Origin of the sequence: Algibacter miyuki, assembly GCF_030409805.1 — a bacterium.
GTDB lineage: Bacteria > Bacteroidota > Bacteroidia > Flavobacteriales > Flavobacteriaceae > Algibacter > Algibacter miyuki.
This window is the reverse complement of record NZ_JAUFQP010000007.1, coordinates 662041-681585: the sequence shown is the minus strand read 5'-3', so window position 1 is coordinate 681585 and position 19545 is coordinate 662041. Positions and strand designations below refer to the sequence as shown.

Annotated in this window: 16 protein-coding genes; 11 read left to right on the top strand and 5 right to left on the bottom strand. The window is 33.2% G+C overall.

The features are described from left to right. Positions 1 to 32: 32 nt before the first annotated feature. Together folB and QWY92_RS05955 are read right to left on the bottom strand one after the other, a co-directional pair. Complete coding sequence (gene folB, locus QWY92_RS05960) at positions 33 to 392, bottom strand: dihydroneopterin aldolase (RefSeq protein WP_290269310.1); 360 nt, start codon at positions 390 to 392, stop codon at positions 33 to 35. Continuing rightward, complete coding sequence (locus tag QWY92_RS05955; protein ID WP_290269307.1) at positions 392 to 601, bottom strand: zinc ribbon domain-containing protein; 210 nt, start codon at positions 599 to 601, stop codon at positions 392 to 394. Before QWY92_RS05955 ends, folB begins: the two co-directional genes overlap by 1 nt. Before the next feature lie 112 nt (positions 602 to 713). On the opposite strand from QWY92_RS05955, the gene QWY92_RS05950 reads away from it, so the two are divergent. The 4 genes from QWY92_RS05950 to QWY92_RS05935 all read left to right on the top strand — a co-directional run bounded on the left by QWY92_RS05950 (position 714) and on the right by QWY92_RS05935 (position 5596). Further along, positions 714 to 2723, top strand: coding sequence for a glutamine--tRNA ligase/YqeY domain fusion protein (locus tag QWY92_RS05950; RefSeq protein ID WP_290269305.1), 2010 nt, complete (start codon positions 714 to 716; stop codon positions 2721 to 2723). A gap of 21 nt (positions 2724 to 2744) precedes the next feature. Continuing rightward, complete coding sequence (locus tag QWY92_RS05945; RefSeq protein ID WP_290269303.1) at positions 2745 to 3827, top strand: TPM domain-containing protein; 1083 nt, start codon at positions 2745 to 2747, stop codon at positions 3825 to 3827. A 56-nt stretch (positions 3828 to 3883) separates the two neighbouring features. After that, a complete protein-coding gene (locus tag QWY92_RS05940) occupies positions 3884 to 4369 on the top strand; it encodes a DUF1761 domain-containing protein (RefSeq protein WP_290269301.1) in 486 nt (161 codons plus the stop codon). A gap of 66 nt (positions 4370 to 4435) precedes the next feature. After that, on the top strand, positions 4436 to 5596 hold the full coding sequence (locus QWY92_RS05935) for a GNAT family N-acetyltransferase (RefSeq protein ID WP_290269299.1): 1161 nt from the start codon (positions 4436 to 4438) through the stop codon (positions 5594 to 5596). A 75-nt stretch (positions 5597 to 5671) separates the two neighbouring features. On the opposite strand, the gene QWY92_RS05930 is transcribed toward QWY92_RS05935, so the two are convergent. Next, entirely contained in the window at positions 5672 to 6598 is a 927-nt protein-coding gene (locus tag QWY92_RS05930; RefSeq protein WP_290269296.1) for an SPFH domain-containing protein, read from the bottom strand. A gap of 77 nt (positions 6599 to 6675) precedes the next feature. Between QWY92_RS05930 and QWY92_RS05925 the strand changes: the two genes are divergently transcribed. Together QWY92_RS05925 and QWY92_RS05920 are read left to right on the top strand one after the other, a co-directional pair. Continuing rightward, the gene (locus QWY92_RS05925) at positions 6676 to 7359 is read left to right on the top strand and encodes a hypothetical protein (protein ID WP_290269295.1); all 684 of its coding nucleotides are present in this window, start codon (positions 6676 to 6678) and stop codon (positions 7357 to 7359) included. Between the two features lie 18 nt (positions 7360 to 7377). Further along, a complete protein-coding gene (locus QWY92_RS05920) occupies positions 7378 to 8493 on the top strand; it encodes a glycoside hydrolase family protein (protein ID WP_290269293.1) in 1116 nt (371 codons plus the stop codon). Between the two features lie 81 nt (positions 8494 to 8574). Here the strand turns inward: QWY92_RS05920 and gltX are convergent, their stop codons facing one another. Further along, positions 8575 to 10086 (bottom strand): glutamate--tRNA ligase, encoded by a 1512-nt coding sequence (gene gltX / locus QWY92_RS05915; protein WP_290269292.1) that lies wholly within the window; start codon positions 10084 to 10086, stop codon positions 8575 to 8577. A 189-nt stretch (positions 10087 to 10275) separates the two neighbouring features. On the opposite strand from gltX, the gene QWY92_RS05910 reads away from it, so the two are divergent. The 5 genes from QWY92_RS05910 (at position 10276) to QWY92_RS05890 (ending at position 18114) form a co-directional block, all read left to right on the top strand. Continuing rightward, positions 10276 to 13716 carry a DUF4175 family protein gene (locus QWY92_RS05910; RefSeq protein ID WP_290269289.1) on the top strand — a complete coding sequence of 1147 codons (3441 nt, stop codon included), beginning with the start codon at positions 10276 to 10278 and terminating at the stop codon, positions 13714 to 13716. Next, entirely contained in the window at positions 13709 to 14119 is a 411-nt protein-coding gene (gene ybeY / locus QWY92_RS05905; RefSeq protein ID WP_290269287.1) for an rRNA maturation RNase YbeY, read from the top strand. Before QWY92_RS05910 ends, ybeY begins: the two co-directional genes overlap by 8 nt. Positions 14120 to 14201: 82 nt before the next feature. After that, complete coding sequence (gene mnmG, locus QWY92_RS05900) at positions 14202 to 16073, top strand: tRNA uridine-5-carboxymethylaminomethyl(34) synthesis enzyme MnmG (protein WP_290269285.1); 1872 nt, start codon at positions 14202 to 14204, stop codon at positions 16071 to 16073. A 398-nt stretch (positions 16074 to 16471) separates the two neighbouring features. Beyond that, positions 16472 to 17329: a class I SAM-dependent methyltransferase gene (locus QWY92_RS05895; protein WP_290269996.1), complete on the top strand. Its 858-nt coding sequence runs from the start codon at positions 16472 to 16474 to the stop codon at positions 17327 to 17329. 251 nt (positions 17330 to 17580) lie between these two features. Beyond that, positions 17581 to 18114 carry an OmpH/Skp family outer membrane protein gene (locus QWY92_RS05890; RefSeq protein ID WP_290269283.1) on the top strand — a complete coding sequence of 178 codons (534 nt, stop codon included), beginning with the start codon at positions 17581 to 17583 and terminating at the stop codon, positions 18112 to 18114. Between the two features lie 97 nt (positions 18115 to 18211). Here QWY92_RS05890 and QWY92_RS05885 read toward each other — a convergent pair whose 3' ends face one another. Further along, positions 18212 to 19366: a DNA polymerase III subunit gene (locus QWY92_RS05885; RefSeq protein ID WP_290269280.1), complete on the bottom strand. Its 1155-nt coding sequence runs from the start codon at positions 19364 to 19366 to the stop codon at positions 18212 to 18214. Positions 19367 to 19545 lie beyond the last annotated feature (179 nt).

The following is a 19545-nucleotide window of genomic DNA, read 5'->3' as shown; positions in this document are numbered from 1 at the left end:
AAAAATTTACATTTTACAATGTATAAATTCACTTATTTCTGTTTTTTACTCATTTTTATAGTAACACGCTGAACATCACCACCTATTGGCGGGTTTAATTTGCTTACCCAAACAGTTGCTTTTTTTACCATTTTATCTTCGTTGAAAATACGGTTTAAAATACGTTTGGCAACCGTTTCTAGTAAGTAAGATGGGATATCCATTTCCTCTTTTATAATACGGTTTAGAAACACGTAATCTACAGTATCACTTAGTTTATCTGTGTTTGCTGAAGTTTGTAAATCGGCTTTTACTTTTAAATCTACACGATAATCACTACCAATTTTTGTTTCTTCTTTTAAACAACCATGGTGTGCAAATACCCTGATGTTTTCAACTTTTATAATTCCCATTAGCTTGTAAATAAATCAAAAATATTACTCAAGGCGCTTGTTTTGGCTTTGTAAAATTCGGTATACGTGCAACGAGTGCAGGTTACTGAGGTGAATTTTTTGTTCTGAACATCAAATATTTTAGATAATGTTCCACCGGTGGCGCGCATTTCACTGGTTTCAAATTCTCTATTTTGGCATTTCGGACAACTGTAATTATTAGTTTTCATATTATAACTTTAAAACGTTAGTCACAATTAATCCAAATTTGTTACGCTTCTTGCTTAGAATAGGTCAAAAATAACTTGAATTTATGTAATTTTGAAGCTTATTGATTTAAATATGTCTGAAGAAAGAAAATCACTCAATTTTTTAGAGCAAATTATAGAAGAAGATTTGGCAAATGGAATGCCAAAAGAAAATCTTCGTTTTAGATTTCCGCCAGAGCCTAATGGGTATTTGCACATTGGCCACACTAAAGCTATAGGTATTAGTTTTGGTTTAGGTGAAAAATATAATGCACCCGTAAACTTACGTTTTGATGATACAAACCCGGCTAAAGAAGAGCAGGAATATGTAGATGCCATTAAGGAAGATGTATCGTGGTTGGGGTATAAATGGGATAAGGAATTATTCTCGTCCGATTATTTTCAGCAACTTTACGATTGGGCCGTATATTTTATAAAAGAAGGAAAAGCTTATATCGATTCGCAGTCTAGCGAAGCGATGGCCGAACAAAAAGGAACGCCTACACAACCAGGTGTTGATGGACCTTTTAGAAATAGAACGGTTGAAGAAAACCTCGATTTATTCGAACGTATGAAAGCGGGAGAATTTAATGAAGGTGAACATATTTTACGTGCTAAAATCGATATGCAACATGTAAATATGTTAATGCGTGACCCGATTATGTATCGTATTTTAAAGAAACATCACCACAGAACTGCAAACGATTGGTGTATTTACCCAATGTATGATTGGACGCATGGTGAGAGTGATTACCTAGAACAAGTATCACATTCCTTATGTTCGCTTGAATTTAAACCTCATAGAGAGCTTTACGATTGGTTTTTAGACCAAGTAGTTACAGAAGATAAATTACGACCAAAACAACGTGAATTTGCCCGTTTAAATCTAAGTTACACCATAATGAGTAAACGTAAGTTGCTTAAATTGGTAGAAGATGGTGTGGTAAATGGTTGGGACGATCCACGTATGCCAACTATTTCTGGTTTGCGTCGTAGAGGTTATACGCCAACAGCTATTAGAAAATTTGTTGAAACTGTAGGTGTTGCTAAACGTGAAAACGTGATAGATGTATCGCTTTTAGAATTTTGCATTCGTGAAGATTTAAATAAAACGGCACCACGTGTTATGGCGGTTTTAGACCCGATTAAAGTGGTAATTACGAACTATCCAGAAGATAAAGAGGAATGGTTTGATGCTGAAAATAATCAAGAAGATGATGCCGCTGGTTTTAGAAAAGTGCCATTTTCTCGTGAAATTTATATAGAAAAAGAAGATTTTAAAGAAGAAGCTAGTAATAAGTTTTTCCGTTTGAAATTAGGCGGAGAAGTACGATTGAAAAACGCTTATATTATTAAAGCAGAATCGGTTGTAAAGGATGCTAACGGTAATATTACAGAAGTACATTGTACCTATTCCGATGATACGGAACGTCGTGTAAAAGGAACCTTGCATTGGGTTTCTATAAAACATGCTGTAAAAGCAGAAGTTAGAGAATACGATCGTTTATTTTTAGATGAAGCTCCAGATAGTCATCAAGATAAAGACTTTATGGAATTTATAAATCCAGATTCTTTAAAATTGGTTGAAGCTTTTGTTGAGCCAAGTTTACAAGATGCTGAAATAGGTCAAAGGTTCCAATTTCAACGTTTGGGTTATTTTAATGTGGATAACGATTCGGCTTCAGATAAGTTAGTATTTAATAAAACCGTTGGATTACGTGATTCTTGGGCTAAGGTTAAACCACAACCAGCAGCTAATACAAATGCGAATACTAACAAGCAAAAGCCACAACAACAGTCGCAAAGAAAAGCGATTGATGTCATTCAAAAATTAGGTAAAAAGTATACAAATTTACCTGAAGAAAAACGACTAAAAGTTAGAGCTGAAATTTTAGAACTAGCCAAAGACGTGACTTATGATGAGGTAGAACCACTTTTTAACACCGCTGTTAAAAAAGTAGGAACGCGTATTGCTGTGACCCTTATTTTGAAAGTTTTAGTAGAAAACGGACAGGCCAAAAATGATGATATTAATGCCTTTATTGAAAAAGCATTAGAAGATAAAAATGAGTTATTAGTTGAAGAAGCTAAAACGTTCAATTAAATACAAGCTTACTTATAACATTTGAGTAAATTAAAATTAATAATCCTCTTGTTTTTTGTTTGGTTTCAACAAACCAACGGGCAAGAGGATTTTCCTATTCTAACCGAAATTGTAACCGATAACGCTCATCTTTTCAGCGAAAGCGAAACCCTAGAACTTCGGGGAAAACTAAAAGCTTACGAAACCGAAACGACGCATCAAATTGTTGTTTTAACTATTAATTCCTTAGGAAATAATACGGTGGAAAATTATGCTTACCAGGTGTTTAATAGGAATAAACTCGGACAAAAAGAAGCCGATAATGGACTTTTAATCTTAGTTTCTAAAAACGATAGAAAGTTTAGGATTGAAGTTGGCCGTGGGTTAGAACCTATAGTTACCGATGCTTTTGCATCTCGAATTATTAGAAAAACCATGACGCCTGAATTTAAAAAAGGCGACTTTTTTAAAGGTGTAAACTTAGCAACTTCGGAAATAGTAAAACTTATTGACGATCCTAAATACCGTGACGAGTTTGCTAATTTAATTGAAGAAGAAAATGAAGTGCCACTTTGGGGTAAAATTTTAATTGGCGGGGCGCTAACGCTATTTTTTAGCATTTTTATAGGGGCTGGAGGTTTTACGTTTTATGCTGGTTATAAAAAAGTACTTAATGTTTTTAGAGGTTTAATAACAGGAAAAGTGAGTGTTGTTTCCTTTCCTTTTATATTAATTTCGTCCTTATTTTTGGTGTTGTTTAGTTTACCTTTTATAGTCTTGCCACTGTTTTTTGCAGTAATGATTATTAGTACTCAAGTAGATGAAAATGATGTAATTGATCCTTTTGATCTTTTAGAAGAAGCCTCCTTTTTAAATTCAAGCAACATCATTATTTTTGTTGTTTTGGTGTTTATTATTCTGCCATTAATTATTGTTTTTTCTACACGGTCTAGTATAAAATACGAACCTTTAAAATTTTCATTGTTAAAGAATGATAAAAAATATATGAGCAAGAATTTTTCTTCTAGCGGTTCTAGCTCAAGTTATATAGGTTCATCGTCTAGTAGTAGTTTTTCTGGTGGTGGTGGAAGTTCTGGTGGCGGTGGTGCTAGCGGAAGTTGGTAATATACTATAGAAGCAGTTATTTTCGTACATTTAAAGACTAACTAATATTTTTTACTATGGATTTTTTAAACTTTACAGCTATTCTGGTAGCTGCTATTTCTGCTTTAGTGGTCGGTTTTATTTGGTATAATCCAAAAGTATTTGGCACTGTTTGGATGAAAGAAGCTAATATAACGGATGCGCAAATTAAGGGTGGTAACATGATTAAAATTTTTATTCTAGCCTTTATTTTTGCCTTTTTATTAGCAATGACTATGATGCAAATGAGTATTCATCAAACAGGTGCGTTAAGTCTTATTGGAGGAGATGCTACTAAAGCATTACCTTCTTACGATGCTTTTATGGACGATTATGGGGATGCTTTTAGAACCTATAAACATGGCGGTTTACATGGTGTTTTAGCAGGTCTTTTTGTGGCGCTACCCATTATTGGAACTAATGCGTTATTCGAGCGTAAAAGTGCTAAATACATTTTTATAAATGCTGGATATTGGACTGTAACCTTGGGTATTATGGGCGCAATTATTTGTGGTTGGGAATAATATTTTTGTAAACTTTTAACATATTTAAAGACTGAGAATTGTAATTTTCAGTCTTTTATTTTTCTATTGATACATTATAAAATTTATTATTCATTTAAGGACCTTCCAGAAGGTTGGGATCCTCTTGTAAAGCACGATGTATTTTTGCAACTGGCCTATTTACAAGCGTTGGAAATTGCAGCTCCAAATAATTTGGAGTTGTTTTACATTGGTGTTTTTAAAAAGGATATTTTGGTTGGTGTAGCTGTGACGCAACGGGTACAATTGTATTTGAAAGATATGTTTAGAAAGACCGATATATCTTGTTTAAAATCTTATTTACGCGATTTAATTTCTAAAATTTTAAAGGGAAATATTTTAGTAATTGGGAATTTAACGCAGACTGGGCAACACGGATTATATTTTAAAAGAAAAGACATATCTCAGGAAGCTTTTTTTAAAATCACTCAAACGGCTTTGTATGAAATAAAGTCCATCATAAAAGCCAAACAGAATAAAACCATTAGAATGTTTGTGCTGAAAGATTATTTTGAAAATGATTCCATACATAAAGAAAAAGAAAGCTTAGATGCTGCAAAACTGCATCAGGTTGTGGTACAACCTAATATGATATTTTCGGTTAAAAGAAATTGGGTTACTATTGAAGATTATACAGCCGCATTACAGAAAAAATATCGAGACCGTTATAAACGGGCTAGAAAGAAATTAAATGGTATAAAAGCCGTTGAATTATCTATAGATGACGTTAAAAATAACAGTCAAACATTGCATCAGTTGTATTTAAATGTATCTAATAATGCGAAGTTTAACACCTTCATTCTACCTGAAAATCATTTTTATAGTTTGAAATTTCAACTAAAAGAAAATTTTAGAATTTTTGGTTATTATTTGGAAGATAAACTGGTTGGGTTTTATACTTTAATTCGGAATAATAAATCTTTAGAAACCTATTTTTTAGGTTACGATAGCGAACATCAATATAAAAATCAGTTGTATTTAAATATGCTTTACGATATGCTTAAATTTGGTATAGAAAACCAATTTAAAACCATTGTTTATGCGCGTACAGCTATGGAAATTAAAAGTTCGGTAGGAGCCGAGGCTAAACCGATGTTGGTGTATTTAAAGCATACGAATGTACTTATGAATGCGGCTTTAAAACAAATTTTTAAACTAATGGATCCAACTCAGGATTGGGAACCAAGACATCCATTTAAAGCGGAATAAAGTTATTATTTTATAAAAAATCCCCAAAGGATAACCTTTGAGGATTTAATTTCAACATAGAAATATAGGTTAAGTCTATTCTTTAATTTCTTTCTTTTTATTGTTTTTCATGGCTTCACCAATTTGGTTACTTGCTGCAAAACTAGCCACCATATCGTTTAGCATATTGCTTCCGGCTTGTGGCGAATTTGGTAGTAAAATTAAGTTACTATTAGTTTCGCTACCAATGGCTTGTAAAGTATCGTAATGCTGTGTAACTACAATTAATGCCGATGCTTCTTGGCTGTTAATACCTACTTTGTTTAATACTTCAACCGATTCTTCTAAACCACGTGCAATTTCACGACGTTGATCTGCAATACCTTGTCCTTGTAAACGTTTACTTTCTGCTTCCGCTTTAGCTCTCTCTACAATTAAAATACGTGCTGCATCACCTTCATATTGTGCCGCTGTTTTTTCTCTATCGGCAGCATTAATACGGTTCATGGCTTCTTTTACTTGTGCATCTGGGTCAATATCTGTTACTAAAGTTTTTATAATATCGTAACCATAATTTTGCATGGCATCGTTTAATTCTGTTTTTACAGCAATGGCGATATCATCTTTTCTTAAAAACACGTCATCCAAAATCATTTTTGGAACTTCAGCACGTACCACATCAAATACATAACTTGTAATTTGATCGTGTGGGTAATCGAGCTTGTAAAAAGCATCTTCTACTTTTTCTTTAATAACTTTATACTGCACAGAAACTTTTAGACGTACAAATACATCATCTTTAGTTTTAGTTTCTACAATAACATCCAATTGCTGAATTTTTAGGCTTAAACGGCCTGAAATACGATCTACTAATGGAATTTTCCATTGTAAACCAGATTGACGTATACCTTGGAAGCGCCCAAAGCGTTCTATAATAGCTGCAGTTTGTTGTTTCACCGTAAAGAATGATGAAATTAAAATAAATAGTCCAAATACAATAAGAGGAATGAAAACGAAATCCATAGAATTTTTTATTAAATGATTAGAAAATTAAGATACAAAAATTAAACTATATTTGGTGGTTTATATCCCGAACTAGTATGAAATATAATCAACCTTTACTATTAGTAGTTATAACCCTATGCTTTGTTACAAAATCTTTTGCACAAAAAGGAAATTATAGAATTACTAATGGTTTTAGCATCTCGGGAGGAATTACACAATTTGATATTGTAACCGATAATTTTACAACAAAAAGCACACAAGGTTTTACCGGTGGAATGGCTGCAACGGTAGATATACCTAACCGTTGGTACAATGTTAGTTTTGGTATGCAACTCTCAGAAAACCACTTGGAAGTACTAGGTAGACCAGATTTAATTAGTAATGAAACAACTTATATTGATTATAAAATGTTTGCTGCTCAAGTAGCTTTATTAATGCAGATAAAAGTTGTACCGCAATATTTCACCATAGATTTAGGGCCTATGTTGCAATATAATGGCAAGTTAGAATTAAATGATAGGTCTCAAGAGAATTATTACATCAATAATTACCTAAATTTATCGGCTAACGATATTAAAAATATTTCGCAGTTTAATTTTAATGGGGTAGTAGGAGCTTCGGTTGGTGTGAAAAATTTTAAGTTGAAAGCACAATATATTTACGGATTTACCAATATTTTAAAGAAAATTGAAAAACAACCTTTAGATTTTTCTGGCGGAAATTCTCGTTTTGAAGGCAACCAAACCATGTTGGTTTTAGGAGCAGAAATTTCGTTTTAAAATTCAAAAAAAATAAGCATGAAAAGAAGAACATTTATTGATACCACAATTAAAGGCTCATTGGCATTATCATCCATTAGTTTACTATCTTGTATGGGAGATAATAAACCACCAGAGGCATTTATAGATCGCGTTTTACCGGCACCAATTGGCGGTGGGTTTCGTGACGATAATTACTGGATTTGGGGATCGTCTGTTATAAAAGGGGAAGATGGTAAATACCATATGTTTGCCTCCCGATGGTCTAAAGATGTTGGTTTTGGTAATTGGGTGACAAATTCTGAAGTGGTTCGTGCTGTGGCCGATACGCCTGTTGGACCTTACGAATTTCAAGAAGTGGTGCTTCCTGTTCGTGGAAAGGAATTTTTTGATGGCATGTGTACGCACAATCCAAGAATTGTAAAATATAAAGACAAGTATTTATTATATCATTTTGGGACGACTTACGATTTTGATCAACCCACAAAAGAGAATCCAAAACCAGATGGTTACGATTGGAATGCTGCTTGGTTAAATAAGCGTGTTGGTTTAGCAATTAGTGATTCTATTTTTGGCCCATGGGAACGTGTTGATAAACCTGTTATTGAGCCTAGACCAGGACATTGGGATGCGACTATTACGTCTAATCCTTCTCCAGCAGTAGATCCACAAACTGGTAAAATTTTACTGATGTATAAATCTTCTGTAACTCCAAAACCGCCATTATTGTTAGGTGTTGCTATGGCAGATAACCCAAAAGGGGAGTACAAGCGTTTAAGTGAAGAACCTGTTTTTAGGTTTGAAACCCCTGGTAATAGCCATGTAGATGTTGAAGATCCATACATTTGGTGGGCAGGCGATAGATATGAAGGTGTTATGAAAGATCGCTCTGGTGAAATTTGTGGAGAAGAAGGTGGAGGTATCCATATTTGGTCTAAAGATGGTGTAAAATGGAACTTATTCGAAAATGTAAAAGCATACAGTCGTGATGTATTATGGGACGATGGATCAACATCTCACCAAAATCATTTTGAACGTCCTTTTGTTTTAGTTGAAGATGGAAAGCCTACGCATTTATTTGCTGCGGTTGGTAATGGACCTGAAGCTTGGAAGTTTGAAAACACGTGGAATATGGTGATTCCTTTGAAGCATTAGGAACGTATTTATAAAGAAAAAGGTCTGTAAATAGTTTAAAAACTACTTAGAGACCTTTTTTTATTTTAAGGAAACCTAAATTTATATTGTAGCAATTAGCTTTTCAATACGCTTAACGGTTTCGTTTTTTCCAATCATGTACATAATATCGAAAACATCAGGACCTTGTAAAGCACCAACAAGTGCTAAACGTAAAGGCATCATTACTTTTCCAAAACTGATTTCGTTGCTTGTTATCCAGCCTTTGATCTCTGTAGTAAGCGTTTCTACCGAAAATTCGGTATTTGCGTTTAAAACGGCTATAAGTTGCTTCATAATGTCGTCTGTACCTTCTTTTAAAGCTTTTTTAGATGCTTTTTCATCATAAGATGTTGGTGTAACAAAAAAGAAGTGGCTTAAATCCCAGAAATCGCTCACAAAAGTAGCACGTTCTTTAATTAAATTTATGGCCATTGCAATGTAGCTTGTATCGATATCTGCTAATTCTGGTCTTGAATTTTTGAATATATCTGCTAACTCTTCGTTATTTTGTTCTTGCATATAATGGTGGTTAAACCATTTAATTTTATCCGGATCAAAACGTGCACCAGACTTGTTTACTTTTTTCAAATCGAAAGCGGCAACCAATTCTTCTAGTGTAAAAATCTCTTGTTCTGTTCCTGGATTCCAACCTAAAAAAGCAAGGAAATTTACCATAGCATCGGCAAAATATCCATCTTCTTTATAACCTCTAGAAATTTCGTTCGTTTTTGGATCTTCCCACAATAATGGAAAAACAGGGAACCCTAATTTATCGCCATCACGCTTGCTTAATTTTCCTTTTCCTGTTGGTTTTAAAATAAGTGGAAGGTGTGCAAATTCTGGCGCATCCCATCCAAAAGCTTTGTACAATTGGTAGTGTAATGCCAAAGATGGTAACCACTCTTCACCACGAATTACATGCGAGATTTCCATTAAATGGTCGTCCACAATATTCGCTAAATGGTAGGTTGGCATACCATCACTTTTAAATAAAACCTTATCATCTAAAATGTTAGTATCAATTTTTATATCGCCACGGATAATATCTTTTAGATGAAGTGTTTCGTCTTGCGGACTTTTAAAACGGATCACGTAATCGTCGCCAGCATCTAACTTAGCCTGAGTTTCTTCCGCGCTAAGCGATAAAGAATTACTCAATTTTAGGCGATTATGCCAATTATAAATAAAGGTTTCTTTATTGGCCTCGCATTGTTTTCTTTCAGCATCTAAAGTTTCGGCAGTATCAAAAGCGTAGTAAGCATTTCCTGATGCAATTAATTCTTCAGCGTAAGCTTTATATAATGGTTTACGTTCACTTTGACGGTATGGACCAAATTTTTCGTTGGTTCCTGGACCTTCATCTAATGGCATGCCGCACCATTTTAAAGCATCAATAATATATTGTTCGGCACCTTCTACATAACGGTTTTGGTCGGTATCTTCTATTCTTAAAATAAAAGTTCCGTTGTGTTTTTTAGCGAATAAATAATTGAATAATGCTGTACGAACGCCGCCAATATGTAGCGGTCCTGTTGGGCTTGGTGCAAAACGCACACGAACATTTTTGGTCATGTTTTTAATTTATAGTAATACTTAAATGCGAACATTTAAGTGTGGATTGAATTGTTTTAACCCCAAAATCATTGCTTGTTTCAGGAATTTTGGCAAAGATACAATTAACAACTTATTATAAACCTTGTAAAAAATAAAATTGTAGTTTAGTGGGTTAATACTTTTGTTCCCAATAGTTTTTGTAAAAGCATGAATAATTTCGAAAATATACAACATAAATTAGAAGCCTTTATTAAGCGGTTTTATACCAATGAATTGCTTAAAGGTGCCATCTTGTTTTTTGCCATTGGGCTACTTTATTTTCTGTTTACGCTTTTTATAGAGTCGGTTTTATGGTTAAATACCACGGCGCGAAGTGTTTTGTTTTGGCTGTTTATTGCTGTTGAATTAGGCTTGTTAATCAAATTTATCTTTGTACCGCTTGCTAAATTGTTTAAACTTCAAAAGGGGATTAACTATAAGGAGGCCTCAAAATTAATCGGGGAACATTTTCCTGAAGTGAATGATAAGTTATTGAATGTACTTCAACTTAATGAAAGTGATTCTAAATCGGAATTACTTCTAGCGAGTATCAATCAGAAATCTTTGGAGTTAAATCCAATTCCGTTTAAACTAGCTATAAATTTTAAGAAGAATCTTGGGTATTTAAAGTATGCGGCCATTCCGGTAGTTATTTTACTACTCACTTTTTTTACTGGAAATTTCAATTGGTTTAGCGATAGTTATACACGTGTTGTAAATTATAAAACAGCTTACGAACCGCCAGCGCCTTTTCAGTTTTTTGTGGTTAACGAAAATTTGAAAGCTATAGAGAATAAAGATTTTAAACTCATTGTAAAAACAGCAGGGGAGGTTATGCCGGAAACGGTGCAAATAACTTATAATGATGAAACTTATTTTTTACAACAGAAAAATGTAGGGGAGTTTGAATATATTTTTCCGCAACTTAAAACAGGAGTAGAATTTCAATTATCGGCTAACAAGGTGCGTTCTAAAAATTATGCGATTGAAGTTTTAGAAGTGCCATCACTTTTAGATTTCGAAATGATTTTAGATTTTCCGAATTATACAAATAAGAAAACTCAAACATTAAAAAGTACAGGAAATGCTTTAGTACCGGAAGGCACAGAAATTAGTTGGCAATTAAAAACGAAATCTACTAGTGAGGTGCAATTATTATCAAAAGACACTATAAATTTCAAAAAAGAGGGTGCTGACGTATTTGGCGTAAAACAAAAAATATTTAAAAATTTCTCATATACGCTAAGCACAAGCAACACGAATTTGAAGCATTATGAAAACCTAGCGTTCAATATTGGTGTTGTAAAAGATGAATATCCAGAATTAAGATTAAAAGTGCAAAGAGATAGTGTGGATAATCAGTCGTTATATTTTTATGGACAGGTAAGCGACGATTATGGATTTAGTAAATTACAACTGGTTTATTATCCTTCGGAAGAAGAATCGAATAAAACTGTAAAAACAATTTCGATTCCAAATTCCAATTTAGGAGAGTTTATTAGTGCGTTTCCTGATAATTTTGAGGTTGAAGCAGGTATTTCTTATGAATTGTATTTTCAACTATTTGATAATGATGTAGTTAATAGCTTTAAAAGCGTAAAAAGTCAAGTTTTTAGCTATAGAAAACGCACAAATAGCGAAGAAGAGCAAAAACAGCTTCAAGAACAACAGGAAAGTATACAAGATTTAAATAAGTCGTTGGAAAATTTTGATGAGCAGGAAAAGAAATTGGAAGAAATTTCTAAAATGCAAAAAGAGAAATCAAGTTTAAATTTTAATGATAAAAAGAAATTAGAGTCTTTTCTTAAACGTCAGAAACAGCAAGATGAAATGATGAAAAGTTTCAATAAGAAGCTAAAGGATAATTTAGAAGACTTTCAGAAAGAAAATAAAAAGGACGATATTTTTAAGGAAGATCTTCAGAAACGTTTAGATGAAAACGAAGAAAAATTGAAGCAAGATGAAAAGCTTTTAGATGAACTTAAAAAGCTTCAAGATAAAATTAGTAAAGAACGTCTTGTTGAAAAATTAGATGAATTGGCTAAGGAGAATAAGAATAAAAAGAAAAGTTTACAGCAGTTATTAGAGCTTACCAAACGTTTTTATGTTGAAAAGAAACTAGAAAAACTTAAGGAAGATTTAATGAAGTTGGCGGTAGATCAAGAGAAATTGGCCAACGAAAAAGATCAAGAAAATACTAAAGAAAAGCAGGATGCTTTGAATGAAAAATTTCAAGAATTCAAAAAAGATATTGTAGAATTAGAAAAAGAAGGAAAGGCCTTAAAGAAGAAGGTTGAAGTACCTCGTGATAAATTAGACGAGCAGGAAGTAGAGCAGGAGCAAAAGAAAGCATCGGATGCTTTAGAAAAAAATGAAACCGCTAAACCTGAAAATCCCGAAGCTAATCCATCGGGTAAAGAAAGTAAAAGAGACGCCAAAAAAAGCCAGAAGAAAGCGGCTAAGAAAATGATGGAAATGAGTCAGCAAATGAGTCAAGCTATGAGTGGTATGTCTGGAGATAAAATGGAAGAAGATATTGAAATGTTACGTCAGATTTTGGATAACTTAGTTTTATTTTCCTTCGATCAAGAAGCTTTAATGGATGGGTTTAGTACTATAGATGTGAACAATAATAAATACGCTTCTTACCTTAAAAAACAAAATGATTTAAAAGAAAATTTCGAGCATGTTGATGATAGTTTATTTGCGTTGTCTTTACGTCAACCAAAGCTTTCGGAATCGGTGAATAAAGAAATTACCGAGGTGTTTTATAATATGGATAAGGCTGTGGAAGTTTTGGCAGAAAATCAATTGTATCAAGGTATTTCTGCGCAACAGTTCACGGTTACAGCTGCTAATAATTTGGCAAATATGCTAAGTGATGTGCTTGATAATATGGAAGAAAATATGAGTATGTCTCAGGGTAAAGGGCAGGATGGTGATTCTCAATTACCTGATATGATTATGACTCAGGAGCAATTGAATGAGATGATGAAAGAGGGGTTGAAAAAATCTGATCAAGGAAAACCTAAGGATGGAAAAGGAAAAAAGGAAAATGGTAAAGAAGGTGAAGGGGATAAGGAAGGTGATAATGGTAGTCCTGGTGAAACGGGTAAGGCAGGTTCTGAAGGTAAAGGTGGAAAAGACGGAGGAAAAACAGGAGAAAATGGAGAGGGTTTTGGTGAAGATTTAAATGGAGAACTTTATAAAATCTATCAGCAACAACAAGAATTACGTATGGCTTTAGAGGAGCAACTGGCTAAAGAAGGTAAGAAAGGTACGCGTGGAAATGCCGACCAATTATTACGGCAAATGGAATCTGTAGAAATGGAGTTATTGAATAATGGTTTCAATAACAGAACCCTTCAAAAAATGATGCAGTTAAAGCATCAATTGATGAAAATGCAAGAGGCATCCTTTCAGCAAGGTGAAGAAGATAAACGAGAATCTGAAACGAATAGGATAGGTTTTGATAATAACTCGAATAGCCAAATACCAACGGCTAAACAATATTTTAAAACCACTGAAATATTGAACAGACAAAGCTTACCTTTGCAGCAAATTTATAAAAAGAAAGTTCAAGAATATTTCAAGGAAAGCCATGATTGATTTTAATTACGAAACGGAGTTTAAAATAGAAAATGAAGAAGCGATTGCGACTTGGATTTCTAGTGTTATTTCAGAAGAAGGATATAAGTTGGAAGAAATAAATTACGTGTTTTGTGATGATGAATATCTACATAAATTGAATGTAGAGTTTCTAGATCACGATACCTTAACAGATGTTATTAGTTTCGATTATTCTATGGGAAAACTTGTGCAAGGTGATATTTTTATCTCTGTAGAACGTGTAGAGGATAATGCTAAAGATTTTAAAGTAGACTTTAATTCAGAATTAAATCGTGTTATTGTTCATGGTGTTTTGCATTATTGTGGGTACAAAGATAAGACTGAAAATGACGCTCAAATAATGCGTGAAAAAGAGGAGTATTATCTTGCTAAGGTGAAATAAAAAATCCCCTGTTTAGTTTTTTATGGCTCTCGAAATATTTGTGTTCCACGTGGAACACTTCAAAATTTAAAAAATAAAAATCATGTTTAACGAAGTATATGATGTTATAGTTGTTGGTGGTGGGCACGCTGGAAGTGAAGCCGCAGCCGCTGCTGCTAATTTAGGAAGTAAGACATTACTTGTTACAATGAGCTTACAAAACATTGCGCAAATGTCTTGTAATCCTGCTATGGGAGGTATTGCAAAAGGACAAATTGTTCGTGAGATTGATGCGCTTGGTGGGTATAGTGGAATTGTTTCTGATACATCGGCTATTCAGTTTAAAATGCTTAATAAATCTAAAGGACCTGCGATGTGGAGTCCGAGGGTTCAAAGTGATAGAATGCGTTTTGCAGAAGACTGGAGAATGCTTTTAGAAGGTACTCCAAATCTTGATTTTTACCAGGATATGGTTTCTGGTTTAATTGTAGAAAATCATAAAGTAGTTGGTGTAAAAACTTCTTTAGGAATTAGTATAAAAGCCAAGTCTGTTGTATTAACAAATGGTACTTTTTTAAATGGCTTAATACACATCGGAGATAAAAACTTTGGTGGTGGTAGAGCGGGGGAAAGAGCCGCGACTGGAATTACAGAACAGTTGGTTGAATTAGGTTTTGAGTCTGGTAGAATGAAAACAGGAACACCGCCAAGAGTTGATGGGCGTAGTCTTGATTATTCTAAAATGGTAGAGCAACCTGGTGATGCTAACCCGGAGAAATTCTCTTATTTAGATATAACAAAACCATTAGAAAAACAACGATCATGTTACATGACATATACAAGTCTTGAAGTTCATAATTTGCTTCGAGAAGGCTTTGATAGGTCGCCAATGTTTAACGGTAGAATTAAAAGTTTAGGACCAAGATATTGTCCTTCTATTGAAGATAAAATTAATCGTTTTGCAGATAAAGATAGTCATCAGTTGTTTATTGAACCGGAAGGTTGGAATACGTGTGAGGTTTATGTGAACGGTTTTTCTACATCGTTGCCAGAAGATGTTCAGTTTAAAGCGTTGCGTTCTGTAGTTGGTTTTGAAGGTGTAAAATTCTTTAGACCAGGTTATGCTATTGAGTACGATTATTTTCCGCCAACACAATTAAAGCATACTTTAGAAACTAAACTTGTTGAAGGTTTATATTTCGCGGGACAGATAAATGGAACTACAGGGTATGAAGAAGCAGCGTCTCAAGGTTTAATGGCTGGTATAAATGCTAGTTTAAAAACGCAAGAAAAAGAAGCGTTTACGTTAAAAAGAGATGAGGCTTATATTGGTGTTTTAATCGATGATTTAATTACAAAAGGAACAGAAGAGCCTTATAGGATGTTTACATCTCGTGCGGAATATAGAACGCTTTTACGTCAAGATAATGCCGATCTAAGATTAACACCTAAAGGTTTTGAATTAGGGTTAGCTTCTGAAAAACGTTTAAAAACTATGGAAGAAAAACATGAAGCTGCTGCAAAGTTTGTTAAGTTTTTTGAAACCGAAAGTGTAAAGCCAGAATTGATAAATCCTATTTTGGAATCTAAAAATTCTGCCATTGTTAAACAATCTGGTAAATTGTTTAAAGTGTTTTCTAGACCTAATATTGATATGGACGATGTTCGTAAAATTGAAAGTGTAGAAGCATATATTCAAGAAAATAATTTGGTTAGGGAAGTGTTAGAGCAAACCGAAATTCAAGTAAAATATTCTGGATATATTGCTAAGGAGAAAAACAATGCAGATAAGTTAACACGTTTGGAGTATGTAAAAATCCCTGAAGGTTTTGATTATTCTCAAATTAAATCGATGAGTTTAGAAGCGCGCCAAAAACTAAAAAAAATACAACCGGCAACGGTTTCTCAAGCATCAAGAATAAGTGGTGTATCTCCTAATGATATTTCGGTATTGTTAGTTTATATGGGAAGATAAAAGGGTTATTATTCTGAATAAAGACATTGTTTTTCTTCAGAATAATATTATGTTTTTTTACGTTCCACGTGGAACAAGTTTTATTTTTCGATTAATTTTTAATGCTTTTTTCGTTTGTGAAGCATGGAATAGATAAGACAAGATGTTAGTCTTTTTTATGAAAAGTAAGAGGGGTTTTAAATTAATATAGTTTTAAATTGAAAGAAGATTGTATTTAAAAGTGTGATCAATCAGGGAGCATAAGAGTTAATTTAAGACGTAAAATTGAATCCATAAATAGTTTAGGTTTTATCAACTTCAGAATTATATCGAATAAAAGAATAACAAACAAAGCTTCTCTTTATTTATATGAAGCAATCGTTTTTAGAATATCAATAAAATAAATTACGAAGTTCGTGGTGCAAAATCAATCAACAAAAACGTATTTAAAAGTAAAAGATTATTCAGTTTCTGGTGAAACTTTTCAGTTAATTGAAAACTCAGAATTTGGGTTTTTAGAAACTACACCGCAACCAACTTCGGAAAAGTTACCTGGTTATTATCAAAGTGAAGATTATATTTCGCATACAGATTCTAAAAGAAATCTATTCGAAAAAGTGTATCATTTGGTGCGTAGCATTTCACTTAAAAAGAAATTGAAATTAATAAATTCTTTTACTTCCGAAACAAAAAAGCTTTTAGATGTAGGTTGTGGTACCGGAGATTTTTTACAAACCGCACAACAAAACCAATGGACGGTTTTTGGTATTGAACCGAACGAAGAGGCTAGGGGTATAGCGAATAAAAAAACAAATCAATCTGTTTTTAAAACGGAGCAGTTAGAAAAATTTAAATCACAAACTTTTGATGTGATTACGCTTTGGCATGTTTTAGAGCATTTACCAAATTTAGAAGATCATTTTAAAACCTTTAAAAATCTTTTAAAGCCAAACGGAACTTTAATTATTGCGGTACCAAATTATAAAAGTTTCGATGCGAAACATTATAAAAAGTATTGGGCAGCTTTTGATGTGCCAAGACATCTTTGGCATTTTAATCAAGAATCTATTTCTAAATTAGTTTCTAAACAAGACATGGCTGTTGTAAAAACAAAACCGATGTTGTTTGATGCGTTTTATGTGAGTATGCTTTCAGAAAAATATAAAACAGGTAAAATGAATCCGGTAAAAGGGTTTTGGTATGGTTTGCGTTCTAATATCAAATCATTTAGCTCAAAAGAGGCTTCTTCTTTAATTTATGTGATTAAAAACATCTAAAAACGATTTATAAATACATATTATAGAGGTTTTTGTTTGTAATGATAAAATACTAGGCGATTTTTAGAAACGCGCTTAAAACGCTTTAAAAGCGGGTATTTTTTATAAGAATTGATTATGAAATCGCTCTTTTACGATAAAGTTTCTTTATATGTTAAAATCCGAATAATTACATGTCGTTTTAAAGCTTACTTTATTACATTTGTTCGGATTAAAAAAATTAACCAAAAACTAATCAAAAAAAAATAAAAATGAAAAACATACTTTATGTTGCCATCGCGATGCTTGTTTTAGCATCTTGTGAAAAACCAAACAAAATTGGTTTTGTAGATAACGGAGCTTTAATTAACGATTATCAAGAGAAAATTGATTTAGAAGCAAAATACCAAGCGAAAGACGACGCTTTTAGAAAAAGAGCAGATAGTATTGGTTTAGCGTTTCAAACAGAAGCTCAAAAAGGACAAGCCGAAGCTCAAAAATTAGCACAAAGAAATAACAGAAAAAAGGCTGAAGAATTAATGGCTGGTTTGCAACAAAAGCAACAACAGTTACAACAACAAATGCAAGTAGAGCAACAACAAATAACGCAAGCGTTTCAAGCGGATATCGATTCTGTTATTGTTAAGGTAAAAGCTTTTGTTGGAGAATACGGTAAAGCTAACGGTTATAACTATATTTTAGGAACTAGTGATGCTGCTGCAACGGTGATGTATGGTGAAGAAAAAAGTGATTTAACTAAAACTGTTACTGAAGCTTTAAATGCTGATTATAATAAAGCAAAATAAGCTTTAAATAATATATAAAGTAAAAGTCCTATGGAATGTGAATTTCATAGGACTTTTTTATGTTTATTACTTAATTAAAATTGAAAAATACAATGCGTTAGTTGGCTTTTTTGTGCAGTAAACGCGTTAGTTTTATAGATAAATCGGTAAGGATTATTTTAGAATTTCCGTTACGTTCAATATGGTAAATTGCATCTTGAAGTTCATTGCTAATATCCATTATATTATTGCCGTGTACGTAAGGGGCGAAGTTTTCAAGTTTAAATTTTTCGGTTTGTGGCTCGAAAAACACGAGTTCTTCGGCATTATAATTTAGCAACAATGCTTGTCTGAAAAAATCTAAACAGAAGTTTAAAAACTGCTTTTGTGTTTCGCGTCCGGTTTTGGCAATATCTTCACTCCAGCTTATTAAATCTAGAATAGCAGCTTTGTTTCCTTTGGCTTTAAAGGCGCTACGAATCCAATAAATAAACCAGGTTTCAAATTGGTTATCTTCGGAATCTTGATAGACTAAATCGCAGGCTTTATTGTAATTTCCGTTCGATTGATGTGCTATTTTCGTAGCTACATTTCTGTCAATATTAAACTGTTTCACTAGAGCGTCAACAATAACATCTTCGGCTAATGGCGGAAAATGTAAAATTTGACAACGCGATTTAATGGTGTTTATAATCTGCTCTTCATCTTCAGTAATTAAAATGAAAACCGTTTTATTTGGTGGTTCTTCAATTAATTTTAGAAGCTTATTAGCACAGGCGCCATTCATTTTTTCGGCCATCCAAATTAGCATCACTTTGTAACCGCCTTCGTAAGATTTCAGTGTAAGCGATTTCACGATATTGTGAGCTTCTTCTACACCAATTTGACCTTGTTTATTATCAACACCTAAAAGTTTATACCAATCGAATAAGTTACCGTAAGGTTGTTCTTTTAGTAGTTTTCGCCATTCTTCTAAGTAAAAACTAGAAACCGGTTTACTTTTTACTTTATCGCTGGTGGTTACAGGAAAAGCAAAGTGTAAATCGGGATGTGAAATACTGTTGAATTTTAAATTACAAGCGGTATTTCCATTCTCGTTTTCACCTTCGGTATTGGCGCATAATAAGTATTGGGCATAAGCAATAGCCATGGGTAGCGTGCCTGAGCCTTCGTTACCCACAAATAATTGGGCGTGGGCAATTCTACCATTATCCACGCTTGTGGTTAAATGGTTTTTGATATGTTCTTGTCCTAAAACGTCTTTAAAAAGCATAAAACAAACCTACATAAAATTTTGCGAATTTGAATACCATCAAGCGGTTTCCGTAGTGTTTTTAATATTTTTTTTCCAAGTAATTGCTGTTTTGTTTTTCAGTAAAAGCGAGTGATAATTCATTAATTTAAAAATTATCGGGTTTCTACATCGTTTTCGTAAAAAAACACGTTTTAATT

Excerpts from the sequence above, each read along its gene's own strand:
- QWY92_RS05930 (WP_290269296.1), bottom strand. The coding sequence starts at position 6,598 with ATGGATTTCGTTTTCATTCCTCTTATTGTATTTGGACTATTTATTTTA.
- mnmG (WP_290269285.1), top strand. The coding sequence starts at position 14,202 with ATGTTTAACGAAGTATATGATGTTATAGTTGTTGGTGGTGGGCACGCT.
- QWY92_RS05940 (WP_290269301.1), top strand. The coding sequence starts at position 3,884 with ATGGATTTTTTAAACTTTACAGCTATTCTGGTAGCTGCTATTTCTGCT.
- QWY92_RS05920 (WP_290269293.1), top strand. The coding sequence starts at position 7,378 with ATGAAAAGAAGAACATTTATTGATACCACAATTAAAGGCTCATTGGCA.
- folB (WP_290269310.1), bottom strand. The coding sequence starts at position 392 with ATGGGAATTATAAAAGTTGAAAACATCAGGGTATTTGCACACCATGGT.
- QWY92_RS05950 (WP_290269305.1), top strand. The coding sequence starts at position 714 with ATGTCTGAAGAAAGAAAATCACTCAATTTTTTAGAGCAAATTATAGAA.
- gltX (WP_290269292.1), bottom strand. The coding sequence starts at position 10,086 with ATGACCAAAAATGTTCGTGTGCGTTTTGCACCAAGCCCAACAGGACCG.
- ybeY (WP_290269287.1), top strand. The coding sequence starts at position 13,709 with ATGATTGATTTTAATTACGAAACGGAGTTTAAAATAGAAAATGAAGAA.
- QWY92_RS05925 (WP_290269295.1), top strand. The coding sequence starts at position 6,676 with ATGAAATATAATCAACCTTTACTATTAGTAGTTATAACCCTATGCTTT.
- QWY92_RS05955 (WP_290269307.1), bottom strand. The coding sequence starts at position 601 with ATGAAAACTAATAATTACAGTTGTCCGAAATGCCAAAATAGAGAATTT.
- QWY92_RS05885 (WP_290269280.1), bottom strand. The coding sequence starts at position 19,366 with ATGCTTTTTAAAGACGTTTTAGGACAAGAACATATCAAAAACCATTTA.
- QWY92_RS05890 (WP_290269283.1), top strand. The coding sequence starts at position 17,581 with ATGAAAAACATACTTTATGTTGCCATCGCGATGCTTGTTTTAGCATCT.
- QWY92_RS05910 (WP_290269289.1), top strand. The coding sequence starts at position 10,276 with ATGAATAATTTCGAAAATATACAACATAAATTAGAAGCCTTTATTAAG.